The sequence below is a fragment of the Microbacterium sp. genome, assembly GCF_031178445.1.
Lineage (GTDB): Bacteria > Actinomycetota > Actinomycetes > Actinomycetales > Microbacteriaceae > Microbacterium.
In genome coordinates, this window is sequence record NZ_JAPSIY010000003.1 from 164,248 (window position 1) to 180,523 (window position 16,276).

The following is a 16,276-nucleotide window of genomic DNA, read 5'->3' on the forward strand; positions in this document are numbered from 1 at the left end:
CGCATACCACCGAGGAAAGGGAGCCACGATGGCAGCGATGAAGCCGAGGACCGGCGACGGACCGATGGAGGCCGTGAAGGAGGGGCGACTCATCATCGTGCGGGTTCCGCTCGAGGGCGGCGGCCGGCTGGTCGTCTCCGTCAACGACGCCGAGGCGAAGGAGCTTCACGACGTGCTGGGAGCAGTCGTCAGCGCCTGAGAACAGCACGCGAGAGGGCGGCGGATGCTTCGGCATCCGCCGCCCTCTCGCGTATCGGGCCTGGGGGCGCGGCGTCAGGCCCCGGTGCGCGTGAGCTGCAGCAGGCCCTCTCCGACGGTGGACAGTGCGGCGATCACGGCCTGCGACTCCTGCGTCTCCTGCACCAGCGAGCGGTATGCGGTCGTCACGGCATCCCGCTGCACGGGGTCAGCGACCCTGCCACCGGCAAGCACGCGCGGGACGAGCACGAGACCGCCTGTTCGCACCAGTCGCAGGCCGTCGGCTACGTAGTCGATGACGTTCTCGGGGTCGGCGTCGATGAGCACGATGTCGTACGAGCCCTCGTTCATCCGAGGCAGCACGTCGGCCGCGCGGCCGGTGATGAAGCGCGCACGCGCGGCGGGGATCTTCGCGTCGGCGAAGGCCTGACGAGCGGCGGCGAGGTGCTCCGGCTCGTTGTCGATCGTGGTGAGCACGGCCTGCGGAGCGCCGCGCAGCAGCCACAGCCCTGAGACACCCGCTCCGGTGCCGATCTCGACGATCGAACGGGCCCCCGAGGCAGCGGCCAGCACCGCGCACTGGGCTCCGATCGCCGGGCTCAGCGGGGCCGCGCCCAGCTCGAGCGCGTGCGCCCTGGCGCGCGCGATGGGGGCGGGCTCGACGATGGTCTCTCTGACGAATCGGGCGTTCGCGTCGTGCTCGCTCATGGGCTGCTCTCCTGAAAAGGCGGGTTACTGACAGCGTATGTCGCGAAGAAGCGTCGCAGGGGGAGGCGCGGCGGGTAGCCTAAGACCATGGAACTGGGCCTGACCTTCGACAAGCTGCTCTTGATCGGTCTTGTCGCTGTGCTCATCATCGGTCCCGAGCGTCTGCCGAAGGCGGCGGAGTCGTTCGCACAGTTCGTGCGGCGCGCGGGCGAGTACCTGCGCGACACCAAGAGCAAGATGCGCGAGGAGCTCGGCCCCGACATCGATGAGGTGGACTGGCGCAAGCTCGATCCGCGCCAGTACGACCCGCGCCGCATCATCCGCGACGCACTCTTCGAAGAGCCGTCCTTCGACGCTCCGGCTGAGACCAAGCCGGTGGAGTCCGGTGCGGCCCCGGCGACAGAGCCGGTGGGTGCCGCCTCCCGCCCCGCCTGGACGCGCACCGCGTTCTCACGCAGCACCCCCCCGCCCTACGACGTCGAGGCCACCTGACGGAGGCGGTCAGGACAGCCGAAGCGGAAGAGCCCGGCCGGCGAGCCGCCGGCCACGGCCGGCGATCGCTTCGGCCAGCCTCACGATCTCGCGTGCCGCAGCGTCTTCGGGATCGCCCAGCACGACGGGCACGCCCACGTCTCCTCCCCGCCGCAGCGCGGGGCTGAGCGGCACGGAGCCCAAGAGCGGCACGTCCTCACCGTCGGCGCTGAGTGCGCTGGCAACCGCCGAGCCGCCGCCAGAGCCGAACAGATCGAGTACCGTGCCGTCCTCCAGTGCGAACGCCGCCATGTTCTCCACGACCCCGATCACTCGCTGCCCCGTCTGGCGGGCCACCAGTCCGCTGCGGATCGCGACATCGGCGGCGGCGGGCTGCGGTGTGGTCACCACCAGCACCTCGGCATGCGGCAGCAGCTGCCCGATGGAGATGGCCACGTCACCGGTTCCGGGCGGCATGTCGATGAGCAGCACGTCGAGGTCGCCGAAGAACACATCGGTGAGGAACTGCTGCACCGTGCGATGCAGCATCGGTCCACGCCACGCCACCACTGCCTCGCCCTCGCGCAGGAACATGCCGATGGAGACCGTCTTCACCTCGTGCGCGACAGGCGGCAGCATGAGGTCGTCGATGCGGGTGGGCTGCGTGCCAGGCGCGATGCCGAGCAGTCCGGGAATCGAGAAGCCGTGCACGTCGGCGTCGACCAGGCCGACGCGCAGCCCCTGCCGAGCGAGTGCGACGGCGAGATTCGCGGTCAAGGTGGACTTGCCGACGCCGCCCTTGCCGCTGGAAACGAGGATGACGCGGGTGAGCGAATCAGGGCCGAACGGCATCTGCCTGGCCGCCCGCCCGTCTCGCAGCTTCCCGGTGAGAGCGCGCCGCTCCTCAGGGGTCATCACGCCGATGTCGACGGTCACTTCGGTGATGCCGCTGACGGATGCCGCGGCATCCCGCACGTCCTGCTCGATCCGCTGTGCCGCAGGGCACCCCACGATCGTGAGGACGATCGACACCTGCGCGGCACTCCCTTCGACGGTGATCCCTCTCACCATGTCGAGGTCGCCGATCGGACGGCGCAGCTCAGGATCGGTCACCGCCGAGACGGCGTCGCGGACGCGGTCGTCGAGAGTCATGACCTGCGGTCGATCTCGGCGGAGCCGCGGTCGTCGTCGAGCTCGGCGAGAAGGGCTCTGAGCTCCTGGCGCAGAACGTCGCGTGTGACGGTCTGCGCACTGCGCTCCTCGAGAGCGAGGCGCAGCGCCACGATCTCACGGGCGAGATACTCCGTGTCGGCCAGGTTGCGCTCCGCTCGCTGGCGGTCCTGCTCGATCTGAACCCGGTCGCGGTCGTCCTGCCGGTTCTGCGCGAGCAGGATCAGCGGTGCGGCGTACGAGGCCTGAAGCGAGAGCATCAGCGTGAGCGCGGTGAACCCGAGCGCGGCATCGTCGAAGCGCAGGTGCCGGGGCATGAGAGTGTTCCAGATGATCCAGGCCAGGCAGAACAGCGTGAGGATCACCAGGAACGCGGGAGTGCCCATGGCGCGGGCCACCCATTCGGTGAACCTGCCGAAGCGGTCTCTCGACGGTGCTGACGTGCGGGTCACGGCACCGCTGCGCGGCGTGTCGAGACGGGGGGATCGGGCCATCATCGGTCCTGCCCTCCGCTCTCGGTCTCGTCGGCGTCGTGGGTGCGCCAGTCGTCGGGCAGCAGATAGTCGAGCACGTCATCGACGCTGACCGCCCCGACCAGCCTGTGCGCGGCATCGACCACGGGCAGCGACACCAGGTCGTAGCTGGCCAGCATGCGCGCCACCTCGGCTGCGGACGCGGTCACCGAGACGGGCTCCAGCGTGTCGTCGAGGATGGCACCCAGCCGTTCGTGCGGGGGATAGCGCAGCATCCGCTGGAAGTGCACGACGCCGAGGAGGCGACCGGTCGGCGTCTCGAACGGCGGCAGGGTCACGAACACGGCCGCGGCGAGGGCGGGATGCAGCTCGTGCCGCCGGATCAGGGCGAGCGCTTCTGCCACCGTGGCGTCCGCGGAGAGGATGATCGGCTCCGGCGTCATCAGACCGCCGGCGGTGTCGGGGCCGTAGCGCAGCAGCATCCGCACGTCCTCGGCCTCTTCCGGCTCCATCAGGGCGAGCAGCTGCTCGAGTCGCTCCGGTGGCAGCTGCGCGAGCAGATCCGCCGCATCGTCCGGCTCCATCTCGTCGAGCACGTCGGCGGCGCGCTCATCGCCGAGTCGGTCGAGGATGCCGACCTGGTCGTCCTCCGGCATCTCCTCCAGGGCGTCGGCGAGCCGCTCGTCCGGCAGCTCCTCCGCGACCTCGATCAGTCGTTTCTCGGGCAGATCCAGCAGGGTCGTGGCGAGGTCGGCGGCGTGCAGATCGGAATACGTGGCGACCAGCTGCTCGGCGGACTGCGCCTCGCCGGGCTTGCGCAGCTCGGCGACGTCCTGCCAGTTCGCGAACGTCGTCGGTCCCTTGGCGAAGGGCGAGGCGCTGGTCTTCGCCTTGCGCAGGAACAGCTGGCTGATCGCCCACTCGCCGTGGCGGTCCTGTTCGATCGCGGCGTCTTCGACGACGGCGGTCCCGCTGCCGTCCGTGAGGCTGACGCGGCGGCCGAGGAACTCCGCGAGCACGCGCACTTCCCCTGGACGCGGCTGGAAGCGCCGTACGTTGATCAGGCCGGTGCTGATCACCTGGCCGGCGCGGATGGAGGTGACCCGCCCGATGGACAGGAACACATGCCTGCGGCCGGGGATCTCGATCACGAGGCCGATGACACGCGGGGCTGCGGTACTTCGGTACACGATGACGACATCCCGGACCTTGCCGAGCCGGTCGCCAACGGGGTCGAAGACGGCGCACCCGGCCAGGCGCGCGACGAAAACCCGTTGTGTACTCACCCGTCCAGCGTAGCCCTCGGCGTATGCCGCACCGCCGCGCGCGTCGGACAGGGGCGGTGCCGGGACTGCCGTGGAAGAATGGCCGGATGAGCATGCTGAACCGACCGGCCAACGGCACAGATCTGGGCGAGACGGTCGCATCGTCGCGCGAGTACGAAGCAGCGCAGAAGAACGTCTCGAAGCTGATCGCCGGCGAGGTGCCCGCGCGCGACATCGTGATCGTCGGACAGGGCGTTCGCACGATCGAGCGCGTCACCGGAAAGCTCGGGTATGCCGCGGCCGCGCGCTCGGGCGCCGTCAACGGCGTGCTCATCGGCCTGCTGCTCTCCGCGATCATGCTGTTCGGCACGCCGGACGCCCCTCTTTCGCTCTTCCTCGGCTTCGTGTTCATCGGCGTCGCACTCGGCATGATCATGAGCCTGGTGACATACGCGATCGTGCGCAGGCGCCGCGATTTCGCGAGCGTGACGCAGATGGCCGCCGACCACTACGAGGTGCGAGTGCAGCCCGGATCGCTGGTCAAGGCCCGTCAGGTGCTGGGCACGGAGAGGGCGTCGGCACCCGCACCCACCGTGGACCTCAGTGAGCCGCCGAGGTACGGCGAGCGAATCACACCCGGCTCGGCGCCTGTTCCGCCCGTGGTTCCTCCCGCGGATGCCGCTTCCGCGACTCTGCCTCCGGCCGATGCGCCGAGTGCGAGCGGTGACGCCCAGAGCGGGGGCGCAGGTTCATCGGAGACGGGGAGCGGGAATGCGGCCGTGCCGTCTGATCCCGAGGGCGACACTGCGAGCGGTGACCCCGCCGACGGGCCGTCCGCCGGCGGACGATGACGGGCCCGGCCCGCCAGGCGACCGGCGTCTCGGCATGGGCTCTCGGGCTGCTGGTGCTGCTGCCCATTCCGCTGCTGGGGTCGCTCGCCGCGGGCGGCGCCATGGTCGCGGCCTACGGCTCGCTTTCGCGTCAGGGGCCCCTGGCGAAGGCGAACGCGGCCTCCGCGAAGCGTTGGGGCACCTGGTTCCTGTTTGTCTCGACCGGTCTGCTGGTGCTGCATCTGGCGCTGACGGTTCCGCTGTTCTGGCTGCCGTCCGAGGCACGGGGCTTCTTCCCGCTCGGTATCCCGATCACTCTCTACGCGCTGGTGTGCGTCGTGCACCTGGTCGTGGTCATCGGCGCCACGATGCGCGCCCGACGCGGTGAAGTGGTGCGCCTGCCCTTCGGGCGGACCGAGTCATGATGCTCCCGGTCGTCCTGCCGAGCGGCGTGGTGTCGGTCTCCGCCGACTGGGAAGCGCCCGCGGGACCGGTGAACGACGTGGTGATGATCGCGCATGGCGCCGGCGCCGGCATGCAGCATCCGTTCCTCGTAGGCTTCGCGACCGCGCTGAGAGAGCTCGGCTTCGCGACGCTGCGGTTCAATTTCCCCTACGTCGAGGCGGGCCGGAGGATGCCGGGGCCGGCAGCGCATGCAGTGCTCACCTGGAACGCCGTCGCCACATGGGTGCGGTCCGAGGCGCCGGACGCGCGCCTGTGGGCGTGCGGCAAGTCGTATGGCGGCCGGATGGCGTCGATGGCCGCGGCCGAAGGACTCGAGGTCGACGGGCTCGTGTATCTGGGATATCCGCTGCATCCACCGGGCAAGCCGGAGAAGCCCCGAGTCGAGCACCTGCCCGCCGTGCGCTCGCCGCAGCTGTTCGTGGAGGGCACGAACGACCCGTTCGTGCAACCTCTTTCGCAGCTCGAGGAGGCGGTCGCCTCCTGTCAGGCCGCGCGGATCGCGTGGATAGAGGGCGGTGGGCACTCGTTCGAGGTGAAGGGGCGCAAGCGCGCCGCCGGTGAGGTCGGTGCGTCGCTGGCCCCGCTTGTCGCGAGATTCACGACAGACGTCGGCGGCGTCCCTGCTCGCGGCGGCGCGTGAGCGTCGATCGGAAGCCGCGATCCGCTCACTCGGGCCGCACGAACCGGATCACCGCGTCGACGTAGGCCTCCGGCTGCTCGACGAACGTGAAATGCCCGGCCTCCCGCACGGAGACGACTTCCTGACCCGTCGCGGCACGATACGCGTCGAGGACCACGGGAGGCGCGACCATGTCGGACTCGCCCACGACCAGCATCGACGGCACGGTCAGCGAGCTCAGCGAAGATCGCCGGTCGTGGTACATCTCCATCAGCAGCGGAAAGTGCGACAGAGCCTTGGACCAGTCCAGCTCCGACGGCGCGGTGTCCATCAGCCGTTCGTACCTCGAGCGTGTCTCCGCGTCGTGGAGGAAGAGATCGAGGTAGCGACTGCCGAGCGGCTGCATCGACTCCCAGGTGCGGTCGTCTCCTGTGATGCGGCGTTCCAGTGACGCGAAGCGCCGGCACGCCGCAGCCGCGTCGATGAGCCCCTCCTCGTCGAGCAGCGCCGCGGCCCGCGGGAGGCGGTGCCGATCGGTGGCGTCGGTGTCGAGGGCGGGGCAGTCCAGGATGAGTCCGCTGATGTGCTCCGGATGCCGCAGGGCGTAGTCCAGCGCGCACGCACCGCCCGAGGAGTGCCCGATGATCGTCCAGCGGTCTATGCCCAGCTGCGCGCGGATCTGCTCGAAGTCGGCGATGAGCAGATCGACCGTCAGCTCCGGATGCGCGGGGAGGTCGTCCGACCTCAGCACACCGCGCTGGTCGACGCCGATGACGCGGAGGCCGCGCTCGGCAAGCCGATCGGCCACGGACGCCATGAAGTCCCAGCAGGAGTTCCCCGGTCCGCCGTGGATGAACAGGAGCGGGTGCCCGTCATCAGGTCCGCGCTGATCCACGAATACCCGGGTGCCGCCGATCTCGAGAAGGGTGCCCACTGCGGCATCCTACGGGCGGGTGCGAACACCGAGAAGCCTTCTTGTACATCTCCGGGGGCGGGCGGCTGACATGATGGACGCATGATCCGCGCCGTGCTCTTCGATCTGGATGGAGTGCTGCGGCACTTCGATCCGGCCTACGTGACCCGGATCGAGGCGGAGCATGCGCTGCCGGCAGGCAGCATCCACGACGCCGCCTTCGCGGCACCGCTGCTCGACGCCGTCACCACTGGCCGCATCAGCCGAGCGGCCTGGGTGCAAAGCGTGGGGGAGGAGCTCGGCGATCCGAAGGCCGCGGAGGCGTGGGGCCGGCATCCGTCCGCTCCGGATGCCGCGATGCTGGCGCTCAGCGACCAGCTGCGCACGACGGGCATCCGCACAGCCATCCTCACCAACGGCACGGATACGATCACCGCCGAACTGCGCGAACTGGGCATCGACACGCACGTCGACGCCGTGTTCAACTCCGCCGAGATCGGCTTCGTCAAGCCCGACCCGCGCGTCTTCCGGCATGCGCTGGACGCGCTGGAGCTTTCGCCCGGCGAAGTGTTCTTCACCGACGACTCCGCGACGAAGCTCGCCGGCGCGTCCGAGCTCGGGATGCTCACGCACCTGTTCACCGGCATCGATGCGCTGCGCACCTCTCTGCGCGACGCGGGTGTTCCTCAGCCGGCGATCTCCTGATCGCTCAGCAGCCGCGAGACGGTGCTGCGCCCCAGGGCCGCCATCGTCGGATTCGAGGTCTCGTAGTACCAGACCAACCCCATCGCCTGCTGCAGCGCCCACGCGGCGCCGCGGAGCCATTCGGTCTCTGTCGCCCCGGTCGCTTCGCGCAGTCGGCGGCGGCCCGGTGAGTCGAATAGATGCCAGGCCGCGACGAGGTCGAGCGCGCGGTCGGCAGGACCGAACCCGCCGCCGTCGAGCACGCCGGTCAGCCTGCCATCCGACACCAGCAGGTTCGCCGGGATGAGATCCCGATGGCTCATGACGTGCGGGCCGGCGGAAGGCGCGCCGCGCAGTCGGCTCCACAGCGCCGTCACCCCCTCGGTGTCGACGATGCCCTTGCTCTGCGACAGGCAGTGCACCATCCACTCGTCGTGGTCGGTGAGCTCGCCGCCACGGCCGCGGCCGTCGAACACGCGGTCGCCGACCGGTACCTCGCGCAGGGCGAGGATCAGTTCGGCCAGATCGTCGGCGAGCGCGGCGGATGCGGCGAAGCGTGCAGGATCGGCGACGGCACCGGGCACCCAGGTCTGCAGCGACCACGCCGACGGGTACGCCTGATGGCCCGCGCCGACGCCCAACGGACGTGGGGCGGCGACGGTCGACGCCTCGGCGAACTGGCCGAGGCCTCTGGCCTCGGCCTCCAGGACCGCCGCAGCCGTGCCTTCCAGCGGAAAGCGTGCGGCGATGTCGTCGCCGACGCGGAAGACCGTGTTGACCGTCCCGGCGCCGTCGACCTGCGACAGGGGAGCACCGGCGAGACTCGGGAAATCGCGGGCGATCAGCTCGCCCGCGAGCTCGGTGCCGACGTTCAGCTGGCCGTCGTGCATCACCCCTTCAGCCGGGCCATCCACGCCTCCACATCCGCGACGGTGCGCGGGATGTCGGCCGACAGGTTGACCGGACCGTTCTCAGTCATGAGGATGTCGTCCTCGATGCGCACGCCGATCCCGCGCAGTTCCTCCGGCACGGTCAGGTCGTCGATCTGGAAGTACAGCCCCGGCTCGATCGTGAAGACCATTCCCGGTTCCAGGACGCCGTCGTAGTACATCTCGCGACGCGCCTGGGCGCAGTCGTGCACGTCCATTCCCAGGTGGTGGGAGGTGCCGTGCACCATGTAGCGGCGGTGCTGCCCGCCCCGGTCGGCGTCGAGCGCTTCCTCAGCGGTGACCGGCAGCAGTCCCCACTCCGCCGTGCGACGTGCGATGACATCCATCGCCGCTTCGTGCACGGCGCGGAACCTCACGCCGGGCTGCGCTGCGGCGAATGCCGCGTCGGCGGCCTCGAGGACCGTCTCGTACACCCTGCGCTGCACCTCGGAGAAGGTACCGCTCACCGGAAGGGTTCGCGTGATGTCGGCGGTGTAGAGGCTGTCGACCTCCGCCCCCGCATCGATCAGGATCAGGTCACCGGGCACCACGGCGCCGTCGTTGCGGGTCCAGTGAAGGTAGCAGGCGTGGTGTCCGGAGGCGGCGATGGTGTCGTAGCCCTCCCAGTTGCCGTCGCTGCGTGCGCGCTGATGGAACACGCCCTCGACCACGCGCTCGCCTCGCGGGTGCGCGACGGCACGGTCGAGGTCGCGGATGATGTCGTCGAACCCGGATGCTGTGACGGCGACGGCGTGGCGCATCTCCGCGATCTCGTACTCGTCCTTGATCAGTCGCAGTTCGGAGACGGCGCGGGTGAGGTCGGGGTCCGCATCGACGACGAGGTCGTCTTCGCCGGCGGCGAAGGTCTCGACGTGCGCGGTCGCCAGGCCCAGGTCTGCGGCGACGCCGTCCAGCGAGGGCCGAGGGCCGATCCAGAACTCGCCGATCGTCGCGTCGGAGTAGAATTCCGCGGTCGTGCGATCCGCGCGCTCCCTGAAGTACAGGGTGGCGTCATGCCCTGCATCCGTCGGGTCGAGCACCAGAATCGAATCCGGCTCGGACTCGTTCGCCCACCCGGTGAGGTGCACGAACGCGGAGTGCGGGCGGAAGGGGTAGTCGGTGTCGTTGCTGCGCTGCTTCAGCGAGTCGGCGGGTACGACCAGTCGTTTGCCGGGGAACATCGCCGACAGCATCGCCCGTCGCGCTGCAGCGTACGCGGCCTGGGCCCGCGGCGCGGGAAGTGATTCGGGTCGCTCCGCCCAGCCCGTCGAGATCGTGTCGAGGAAGCCCTGTGGGAAGGGCTGCTTGCGGTTGGTGTTCTTCGCCTCTGCCGTCGCGGCGTCGTGGGTCTCGACGGCGGTGTCGTGGTCTGCGCTGCTCATGCGTCCATCCTCTCACCCCGCCCGCGACCATGGCCTTGTCCGTGGCGACGGCCCGTGCCGAGGGGATGCGGCATCCGCTCGTCAGGAGGTCGCGGGCTCCAGCTGTGCCACCAGCGGGCGGTGATCGCTGCCGCCCGCATCCCGCAGCACCGTCGAGCCGGTCGGGGTCCAGTTGTCGCTCGCCATGATGTGATCGATCGGCGCACCGGCGAGTGCGGGCACATCCGCCGGCCAGGTGCCCGCCATCCCGTTCCCGGTACGGCTCGCGACATCGCGGCACCGGCCCATGTCGCCGCCGTCGACTCCGAACGAGGCCATGTGGTCGAGTGTGGCGTTGAAGTCCCCGGCCAGGATGAAGTCGCCCTCCGGGCATTGATCCGCGATCCACGCCAGATCGGACCGCCAACGCGGCATGGCCTCCTCACGGGGTGCCACGGCGTGCACCGCGACGATCGTCGGCCCGTTCCCGTCGACGGGCATGGCGACGGCGCTCGGCACGGAGCCGGTGTTGCTGGATCCGTCGCGCGAGGACTCGATCACCGAGTAGTCGCCGAGCTCGGTGGAGATCAGGATGGTGGTCTGCCATGCCTGCGGGCCGTTCGGCACGTCCGGGCGGATGTTCACGTGGTGCACCCACATCGGAGTACCCGCCTCGCGCATCATGATCGCGATCTGCTCGCCGACCTCCTCCGAGGTCTCGGGCAGCGCCACCACATCCGCCCGCTGCTCGCGGATCACGCCGGCGATGTCCTCGGCCGGCACCGCGGCGCCCTGCGTGTTCCAGGTCAGCACGCGAAGCGCCGTGTCGGTCTTCTCCGGCAGCGACCCCGTTCCGGGCCCGCGCAGCGCGCCGATCGCCACGGTGGCCGCGGCCCCGATGACGGCGACGATCAGGATCGATGCGGCGAAGCCGCGCAGTGGTTTGGCGAGCATGAGCAGCAGGGCCAGCAGGATGATCCCGAGGAGCCCGGCCAGCAGCAGGGCACGCGAGGCCACCATCTGCGCGATGGGGAACGTCGTCTCGAGCTGGAAGAACTGCGGCCAGATGAGCACTGCGCACGCGATGGCGAACAGCACCGTGACGAGGATTCCGACCAGTCGTAGCATCACCCAGAAGCCTAGGCGAGGCTGCTGTGACGGCCCTGGGCGGAGTCGGTCCGGCGCGCCGGGGCGGCGGGGTACGCTCAGAGGATGACGACCGGCGCCTCCTCGACCCTCACGGGGCCGGCCGATCTGCACCTGCACTCCAACCATTCCGACGGCACGGAGACTCCTGCAGAGGTCATGCGCCAGGCTCATCGGCACGGCATCCGCACCGCCGCCCTCACCGACCACGACCGCACCACCGGTTGGGCCGAGGCCGCGGACGCGGCGGTGGGTCTCGGCATGACGTTCATCCCCGGCATGGAACTCTCGGCGAAGCACGAATGGCGCAGCGTCCACGTGCTCGGCTACCTCTTCGACCCCGATGACGCCGATCTGGTCGCGGAGACCGCACGTATCCGAGGCGACAGGGTCGGGCGGGCGGAGCGCATCGTGCGCAACATCGCCCGCGACTACGACCTCAGCTGGGACGACGTGCTCGCCCAGACCGCCGCGGACGCGACGGTGGGCCGTCCGCACATCGCCGACGCTCTGATCGAGCGCGGGATCGTCCGCGATCGCACCGAGGCGTTCGACGGCATCCTGAACCCGCGCGCGGGCTACTACGAGCCGCATTATGCGCCCGACCCCGTCACCGCAGTGCGACTCATCAGCCGTGCGGGGGGAGTGGCGATCATCGCGCACCCGGCGACCTCGGGGCGCGATCGCATGATGCCCGTGCCCTTCATCGAGCGCCTCATCGGCGAGGGCCTGGCGGGGTTCGAGGTCGAGCACCGCGAGAACACGGAGGCCGGCAAGCGGGTGCTGCGTGATCTGGCCGCCCGCCACGACCTGATCGTGACAGGCTCCAGCGACTACCACGGTGCGGGCAAACCCAACCGCCCGGGCGAGAACATCACGGCCGATGAGATGCTGGCTCGCGTCCTCGAACGCGGCACCGGCTCGGCTGCGCTTCGCCCCTGACTGTCGGTGCGGCGCGGTTTCCAGGCGAGCTGTCAGTCTTCTCCCCGCGAACACCCCGCCGCTCGCCGATAACGTCGGAGCATGCAACGCGGCACCGGTCTAGAGCAGCGCATAGACGCCATCGCCGATCGGATGCTGCGGGACGCATCCGCGAACGGTGTCAGAGCCGGGCTCATCGAGTTCACCGTCTTCGTGCTGAAGCAGGCGTGGGCGTGCGCGTTCGGGGCCGCTCTGCTCCTCGTGATCGTCGCGGCGCGGCTGTTCCATCCGGATGACGCCGCGATCGCGCGGAACGATCTGGTGACCATCGCAGCCGTGCTGATCCAGATCGTCATGCTCACGCTGCGACTCGAGACCGTGCGTGAACTGCGTGTGATCGTGCTGTTCCACGTCACCGGCACCGTCATGGAGCTGTTCAAGACCGACATGGGATCGTGGGCGTACGCCGCGGACGGCATACTCCGCATCGGAGGCGTGCCGCTGTTCACCGGGTTCATGTACGCGGCCGTCGGCTCGTACATGGTGCGCGTGCACCGTCTGTTCGACCTCGGTTTCACCCGCTACCCGCGGCGCTGGCTCACCGCCCTCGTGGCCGCGGCCGTCTATGTCAACTTCTTCACCCACCACTTCTGGTGGGATGCGCGCTGGGTGCTGCTCGCCGCCGTCGTGGTGCTGTGGTGGCCGACCGTGATGCACGCCCGCATCCGGCGGCGCGTGCTTCGCCTGCCGCTGCTCGTCGTGTTCGCCGGTGTCGCGCTGTTCATCTGGTTCGCCGAGAACATCGCGACCTGGGCGGGTGCGTGGGCGTACCCCAATCAGACCGCAGGATGGGAGCCGGTCTCGGCGAGCAAGATCGTCTCGTGGTTCCTGCTGATGATCATCTCGGTCGTCCTGGTCACCTGGGTCTACCCGCCCCAGCCGCCGACGGCCGAGCTTCGCGGGAGCGCAGGAGCTCGTTCGCGCGCTCCGTCTCGGCTCGCGCTGCGTGAAAAGACGCAGCGCGAGCCGAGAACAGCAGCGCAGAAGCTCGACGGCGTGAACGACGACCGCGCAGGTTGAACGGAGGGCTGCGGTGAGCCCTGGCGGTCAGGCGCCGGTCGGAGCCGCTCCACCGCTGCGGCGGCGACGACGACGGCGCTGCGGCGCCGGCTTGCCGTCATGGTGCTCGCGGGTGGTGTCGCCGTCGTGCGTCCCCGCACCCTCGGCATCCCTGTCGGCGGCCGGTGAGGGTGCGGCTGCGGGCGCACCCGTCTCCGCGGCCGCGCCTTCCGCGAACGTCGAGCCCACGGTGTCCGACGCACGGCTGCGGCGACGACGGCGCCGCGTCGTGCCCTCAGCGGTGCCCTCGGCTGCGGCGTCCGCCGCATTCTGCGGCTGCTGGCGCTTCTTGCGCTCGCTCGCCGGCTTCTCGGCCTTGGGTGCCGTCGCGAGGCGGCCCTTCGTTCCCTCGGGAATGTTCAGGTCGGCGAACAGGTGAGGGCTCGACGAGTAGGTCTCGACCGGCTCCGGCTGGCCGAAGTCCAGCGCGCGGTTGATGAGGGCCCACTTGTGCAGGTCCTCCCAGTCGACGAACGTGACAGCGATGCCCGTCTTGCCGGCGCGGCCGGTGCGGCCGGCGCGGTGCAGGTACGTCTTCTCCTCGTCGGGGATGGTGTGGTTGATGACGTGCGTGACGTCGTCGACGTCGATGCCACGCGCGGCCACGTCGGTGGCGACCAGCACGTCGCGCTTGCCGGCCTTGAACGCCGCCATCGAGCGCTCACGCTGCTCCTGGCCCATGTCGCCGTGCACGCCGCCGACGTTGAAGCCGCGGTCGCCCAGCTCGTCGACCAGCCGCTGCGCCGCGCGCTTGGTGCGGGTGAAGATCACGGTCTTGCCCCGGCCCTCGGCCTGCAGGATGCGGGCGATCACCTCGTCCTTGTCGAGCGAGTGCGCGCGGTAGACGATGTGCTTGATGTTCGCCTGCGTGAGGCCCTCGTCGGGGTCGTTGGCGCGGATGTGAATCGGGTTCGTCATGAACCGGCGCGCGAGCGCAACGATCGGACCGGGCATGGTCGCGGAGAAGAGCTGCGTGTGACGGACGGCGGGCACCTTCGAGAAGATCTTCTCGATGTCGGCGAGGAAGCCGAGGTCGAGCATCTTGTCGGCCTCGTCGAGCACCACCTCGGCCGCGTGGGAGAGGTCGAGCAGGCGCTGGTTCGCCAGGTCGATGAGCCTTCCTGGTGTGCCGACGACGATCTGCGCGCCGGCCTTGAGCTGGTCGATCTGACCCTCGTACGCCTTGCCGCCGTAGATGGCGACGACGCTCGTGGAGCGGTTGGACGTGAGCAGATCGATGTCCTCGTACACCTGCACGGCCAGCTCGCGGGTGGGCACCACGATTAGCGCCTTGACGCCCGGCTCGGGGTTCAGCCCCAGGCGCTGCACCACGGGGATGCCGAAGCCGAAGGTCTTGCCGGTTCCCGTCTTGGCCTGACCGATGATGTCCTGGCCGGGGAGGCCGAGTGGAATGGTCTGCTCCTGGATCGGGAACGCGTCGACGATGCCCTTGGAGCCGAGCGCGTCGATGATGTCCTGATCGATTCCGAGATCAGCGAATGAAGTCACAGTATGTTCTTGCCTGTCCGGCGGCTGCGCGACTGCGTGCCGCGCCAGCGGCGCCTCGTAACGGATCCACGCCGTCTCACTGCTGCCACAGGCGCGGGGCCCTGCTCCGATGGCAGGGTGTGTCCAGCCTACCGGAGGGGCGCTCGCCGTCGGGATGGGGCGTGCGGGTAACCTGGGCGGGTGGTCAACTGGTTCTGGAAGCGCAAGCCGCAGCGGCGCGCACTCTCGCTGCGCAGCCGCGGAGAGGCGGGCGACGCGCAGCGGGTCGACTTCGCCGAGCTCGCCCCCGAGCTGAACCGCTTCCTCGGACAGGCCGCCTACCTGCAGCTGGGCTACTTCGAGACGCTCACGCGCGGTATCCGCGGCACCCTCGAGCTGGACCGCAAGGAGGCTCTGTCGCGCGCCGCCGGCGCGGCCCTCGCGAAGCACCGCGGCATCGTGGACCTGATCATCGAGCGCGGCGACGACCCCACCCAGATCATGCTGCCGTTCCGCGAGAACCTCGATGCGTTCCGCCGCAAGACGATCGGCGCGCGGCCGGAGGAGACGCTGTTGTCGGTGTACCTGACCGCCGGCATGCTGGACGACTTCTATCTGGCCCTCGCCTCCAGCTACGGCGAGACGGGCCAGCGGGTCGCCCGAATCCTGCGGGAGGACGACGCGCGACACGAGATCATCGCCATCATCCAGGAGACGATCGAGAGCGACGAGGAATGGCGCTCGCTGCTGTCGATGTGGGGCAGGCGCCTGGTCGGCGACACCCTGCTGGTGTGCCGCGGCGCGCTGCGCCCCGAGCGGCTCGCGGCTGACGACAACCGCATCGAGCCGGTGTACACCGAGCTGATGGGGGCGCACGCCCGCCGCATGGATGCGATGGGGCTCGCCGCCTAGGCGGAGACGCGTCCGCCCTCAGCGGTCGATCCGCCGCGCGCGGCCCGAGCGCGTCGGGTCGGCAACAGCGGGCGGAGGCTCAGATGCCGAGCGCCTGCCTGGCGACCGCATCGTGGTGACGACGCTGCGCCGTCAGCGTCACGGTGGCGAGCAGTGCGAGCACGAGCCCGCCACCCACACTGGCGACCCACAGCCAGATGCTGCCCTCGCTGACGCCGGCCCACTGCATGATCGTGTAGATCGCCGCGGCGGCGGCCGTGGAGATCGCCGGGGTGACGGCGACGCCGCGCAGTTCTCGGTGCGGCAGCAGATAGTGCAGCGCGACGCCGAGCGCGCACGCTGCGATCAGGGCGAGCAGGATGTACATGTCAGGCGACGAAGCCGACCCGGCGCGACTCCTCGGTGCCGAGCTCGACGTACGCGAGGTTCGCGACCGGAACGATGTAGGAGCTGCCCTTCGCGTCGGTGAAGCTGACGTGGCTGGCGTTCTGGTCGAGTGCGGCGGTCACCTGCGCGCGCACGTCCTCGGCGCTGCTCGAGGTGTCGAAGTTCAGCTCACGGCCGGTGTTGATGATGCCGATGCGGATTTCCACGCGCTCTCCTC

20 protein-coding genes are annotated in these 16,276 nt (G+C 69.9%); 9 read left to right on the forward strand and 11 right to left on the reverse strand.

Annotated elements, in window-relative coordinates:
• Nucleotides 1-28: 28 nt before the first annotated feature.
• Nucleotides 29-199 (forward strand): DUF3117 domain-containing protein, encoded by a 171-nt coding sequence (locus RIN43_RS05910; RefSeq protein WP_071644972.1) that lies wholly within the window; start codon nt 29-31, stop codon nt 197-199.
• A gap of 74 nt (nt 200-273) precedes the next feature.
• Here RIN43_RS05910 and RIN43_RS05915 read toward each other — a convergent pair whose 3' ends face one another.
• Nucleotides 274-906, reverse strand: coding sequence for a class I SAM-dependent methyltransferase (locus RIN43_RS05915; RefSeq protein WP_309127963.1), 633 nt, complete (start codon nt 904-906; stop codon nt 274-276).
• 87 nt (nt 907-993) lie between these two features.
• On the opposite strand from RIN43_RS05915, the gene RIN43_RS05920 reads away from it, so the two are divergent.
• Nucleotides 994-1,398 carry a twin-arginine translocase TatA/TatE family subunit gene (locus RIN43_RS05920; RefSeq protein WP_309127964.1) on the forward strand — a complete coding sequence of 135 codons (405 nt, stop codon included), beginning with the start codon at nt 994-996 and terminating at the stop codon, nt 1,396-1,398.
• Between the two features lie 9 nt (nt 1,399-1,407).
• On the opposite strand, the gene RIN43_RS05925 is transcribed toward RIN43_RS05920, so the two are convergent.
• The 3 genes from RIN43_RS05925 to RIN43_RS05935 are packed head-to-tail and all read right to left on the reverse strand — an operon-like array spanning nt 1,408 to nt 4,306.
• On the reverse strand, nt 1,408-2,529 hold the full coding sequence (locus RIN43_RS05925) for an Mrp/NBP35 family ATP-binding protein (RefSeq protein ID WP_309127965.1): 1,122 nt from the start codon (nt 2,527-2,529) through the stop codon (nt 1,408-1,410).
• Nucleotides 2,526-3,041 carry a DUF1003 domain-containing protein gene (locus tag RIN43_RS05930; protein ID WP_309127966.1) on the reverse strand — a complete coding sequence of 172 codons (516 nt, stop codon included), beginning with the start codon at nt 3,039-3,041 and terminating at the stop codon, nt 2,526-2,528. Before RIN43_RS05930 ends, RIN43_RS05925 begins: the two co-directional genes overlap by 4 nt.
• On the reverse strand, nt 3,041-4,306 hold the full coding sequence (locus RIN43_RS05935) for a magnesium transporter MgtE N-terminal domain-containing protein (protein WP_309127967.1): 1,266 nt from the start codon (nt 4,304-4,306) through the stop codon (nt 3,041-3,043). Before RIN43_RS05935 ends, RIN43_RS05930 begins: the two co-directional genes overlap by 1 nt.
• 86 nt (nt 4,307-4,392) lie before the next feature.
• Here RIN43_RS05935 and RIN43_RS05940 point away from each other — a divergent pair, with 86 nt between their 5' ends.
• Genes RIN43_RS05940 through RIN43_RS05950 form a run of 3 tightly spaced genes read left to right on the forward strand, consistent with a single transcriptional unit; the run spans nt 4,393 to nt 6,220 of the window.
• Nucleotides 4,393-5,136, forward strand: coding sequence for a LapA family protein (locus RIN43_RS05940; protein WP_309127968.1), 744 nt, complete (start codon nt 4,393-4,395; stop codon nt 5,134-5,136).
• On the forward strand, nt 5,133-5,540 hold the full coding sequence (locus RIN43_RS05945) for a hypothetical protein (protein ID WP_309127969.1): 408 nt from the start codon (nt 5,133-5,135) through the stop codon (nt 5,538-5,540). Before RIN43_RS05940 ends, RIN43_RS05945 begins: the two co-directional genes overlap by 4 nt.
• On the forward strand, nt 5,540-6,220 hold the full coding sequence (locus RIN43_RS05950; RefSeq protein ID WP_309128122.1) for an alpha/beta family hydrolase: 681 nt from the start codon (nt 5,540-5,542) through the stop codon (nt 6,218-6,220). The genes RIN43_RS05945 and RIN43_RS05950 overlap by 1 nt, the downstream gene beginning before the upstream one ends.
• A gap of 25 nt (nt 6,221-6,245) precedes the next feature.
• Here the strand turns inward: RIN43_RS05950 and RIN43_RS05955 are convergent, their stop codons facing one another.
• Entirely contained in the window at nt 6,246-7,133 is an 888-nt protein-coding gene (locus RIN43_RS05955) for an alpha/beta hydrolase (protein WP_309127970.1), read from the reverse strand.
• An 81-nt stretch (nt 7,134-7,214) separates the two neighbouring features.
• Between RIN43_RS05955 and RIN43_RS05960 the strand changes: the two genes are divergently transcribed.
• A complete protein-coding gene (locus RIN43_RS05960) occupies nt 7,215-7,817 on the forward strand; it encodes an HAD family phosphatase (RefSeq protein WP_309127971.1) in 603 nt (200 codons plus the stop codon).
• Here the strand turns inward: RIN43_RS05960 and RIN43_RS05965 are convergent.
• The 3 genes from RIN43_RS05965 to RIN43_RS05975 form a co-directional block, all read right to left on the reverse strand.
• Nucleotides 7,799-8,710 carry a phosphotransferase gene (locus RIN43_RS05965; RefSeq protein ID WP_309127972.1) on the reverse strand — a complete coding sequence of 304 codons (912 nt, stop codon included), beginning with the start codon at nt 8,708-8,710 and terminating at the stop codon, nt 7,799-7,801. The genes RIN43_RS05960 and RIN43_RS05965 overlap by 19 nt on opposite strands.
• Nucleotides 8,686-10,107, reverse strand: a complete 1,422-nt coding sequence (locus RIN43_RS05970; RefSeq protein ID WP_309127973.1) for an aminopeptidase P family protein — start codon at nt 10,105-10,107, stop codon at nt 8,686-8,688. Before RIN43_RS05970 ends, RIN43_RS05965 begins: the two co-directional genes overlap by 25 nt.
• A gap of 81 nt (nt 10,108-10,188) precedes the next feature.
• Entirely contained in the window at nt 10,189-11,214 is a 1,026-nt protein-coding gene (locus RIN43_RS05975) for an endonuclease/exonuclease/phosphatase family protein (protein ID WP_309128123.1), read from the reverse strand.
• 84 nt (nt 11,215-11,298) lie between these two features.
• On the opposite strand from RIN43_RS05975, the gene RIN43_RS05980 reads away from it, so the two are divergent.
• Together RIN43_RS05980 and RIN43_RS05985 are read left to right on the forward strand one after the other, a co-directional pair.
• Nucleotides 11,299-12,174, forward strand: coding sequence for a PHP domain-containing protein (locus RIN43_RS05980; protein ID WP_309127974.1), 876 nt, complete (start codon nt 11,299-11,301; stop codon nt 12,172-12,174).
• Nucleotides 12,175-12,255: 81 nt separating this feature from the next.
• Nucleotides 12,256-13,233, forward strand: a complete 978-nt coding sequence (locus tag RIN43_RS05985; RefSeq protein ID WP_309127975.1) for a DUF817 domain-containing protein — start codon at nt 12,256-12,258, stop codon at nt 13,231-13,233.
• 27 nt (nt 13,234-13,260) lie between these two features.
• Here the strand turns inward: RIN43_RS05985 and RIN43_RS05990 are convergent, their stop codons facing one another.
• Complete coding sequence (locus tag RIN43_RS05990; protein WP_309127976.1) at nt 13,261-14,781, reverse strand: DEAD/DEAH box helicase; 1,521 nt, start codon at nt 14,779-14,781, stop codon at nt 13,261-13,263.
• A 180-nt stretch (nt 14,782-14,961) separates the two neighbouring features.
• On the opposite strand from RIN43_RS05990, the gene RIN43_RS05995 reads away from it, so the two are divergent.
• Nucleotides 14,962-15,672, forward strand: coding sequence for a ferritin-like fold-containing protein (locus tag RIN43_RS05995; protein ID WP_309127977.1), 711 nt, complete (start codon nt 14,962-14,964; stop codon nt 15,670-15,672).
• Nucleotides 15,673-15,751: 79 nt separating this feature from the next.
• Here the strand turns inward: RIN43_RS05995 and RIN43_RS06000 are convergent, their stop codons facing one another.
• Nucleotides 15,752-16,039: a hypothetical protein gene (locus tag RIN43_RS06000; protein WP_309127978.1), complete on the reverse strand. Its 288-nt coding sequence runs from the start codon at nt 16,037-16,039 to the stop codon at nt 15,752-15,754.
• Between the two features lies 1 nt (nt 16,040).
• A complete protein-coding gene (locus RIN43_RS06005) occupies nt 16,041-16,265 on the reverse strand; it encodes a DUF3107 domain-containing protein (protein ID WP_309127979.1) in 225 nt (74 codons plus the stop codon).
• Nucleotides 16,266-16,276 lie beyond the last annotated feature (11 nt).

What these genes read in the sequence shown, in the direction of transcription:
- RIN43_RS05910 (WP_071644972.1), top strand. Translation starts at nt 29, where the DNA reads ATGGCAGCGATGAAGCCGAGGACCGGCGACGGACCGATGGAGGCCGTG.
- RIN43_RS05915 (WP_309127963.1), bottom strand. Translation starts at nt 906, where the DNA reads ATGAGCGAGCACGACGCGAACGCCCGATTCGTCAGAGAGACCATCGTC.
- RIN43_RS05920 (WP_309127964.1), top strand. Translation starts at nt 994, where the DNA reads ATGGAACTGGGCCTGACCTTCGACAAGCTGCTCTTGATCGGTCTTGTC.
- RIN43_RS05925 (WP_309127965.1), bottom strand. Translation starts at nt 2,529, where the DNA reads ATGACTCTCGACGACCGCGTCCGCGACGCCGTCTCGGCGGTGACCGAT.
- RIN43_RS05930 (WP_309127966.1), bottom strand. Translation starts at nt 3,041, where the DNA reads ATGGCCCGATCCCCCCGTCTCGACACGCCGCGCAGCGGTGCCGTGACC.
- RIN43_RS05940 (WP_309127968.1), top strand. Translation starts at nt 4,393, where the DNA reads ATGAGCATGCTGAACCGACCGGCCAACGGCACAGATCTGGGCGAGACG.
- RIN43_RS05945 (WP_309127969.1), top strand. Translation starts at nt 5,133, where the DNA reads ATGACGGGCCCGGCCCGCCAGGCGACCGGCGTCTCGGCATGGGCTCTC.
- RIN43_RS05950 (WP_309128122.1), top strand. Translation starts at nt 5,540, where the DNA reads ATGCTCCCGGTCGTCCTGCCGAGCGGCGTGGTGTCGGTCTCCGCCGAC.
- RIN43_RS05960 (WP_309127971.1), top strand. Translation starts at nt 7,215, where the DNA reads ATGATCCGCGCCGTGCTCTTCGATCTGGATGGAGTGCTGCGGCACTTC.
- RIN43_RS05970 (WP_309127973.1), bottom strand. Translation starts at nt 10,107, where the DNA reads ATGAGCAGCGCAGACCACGACACCGCCGTCGAGACCCACGACGCCGCG.
- RIN43_RS05975 (WP_309128123.1), bottom strand. Translation starts at nt 11,214, where the DNA reads ATGCTACGACTGGTCGGAATCCTCGTCACGGTGCTGTTCGCCATCGCG.
- RIN43_RS05980 (WP_309127974.1), top strand. Translation starts at nt 11,299, where the DNA reads ATGACGACCGGCGCCTCCTCGACCCTCACGGGGCCGGCCGATCTGCAC.
- RIN43_RS05985 (WP_309127975.1), top strand. Translation starts at nt 12,256, where the DNA reads ATGCAACGCGGCACCGGTCTAGAGCAGCGCATAGACGCCATCGCCGAT.
- RIN43_RS06000 (WP_309127978.1), bottom strand. Translation starts at nt 16,039, where the DNA reads ATGTACATCCTGCTCGCCCTGATCGCAGCGTGCGCGCTCGGCGTCGCG.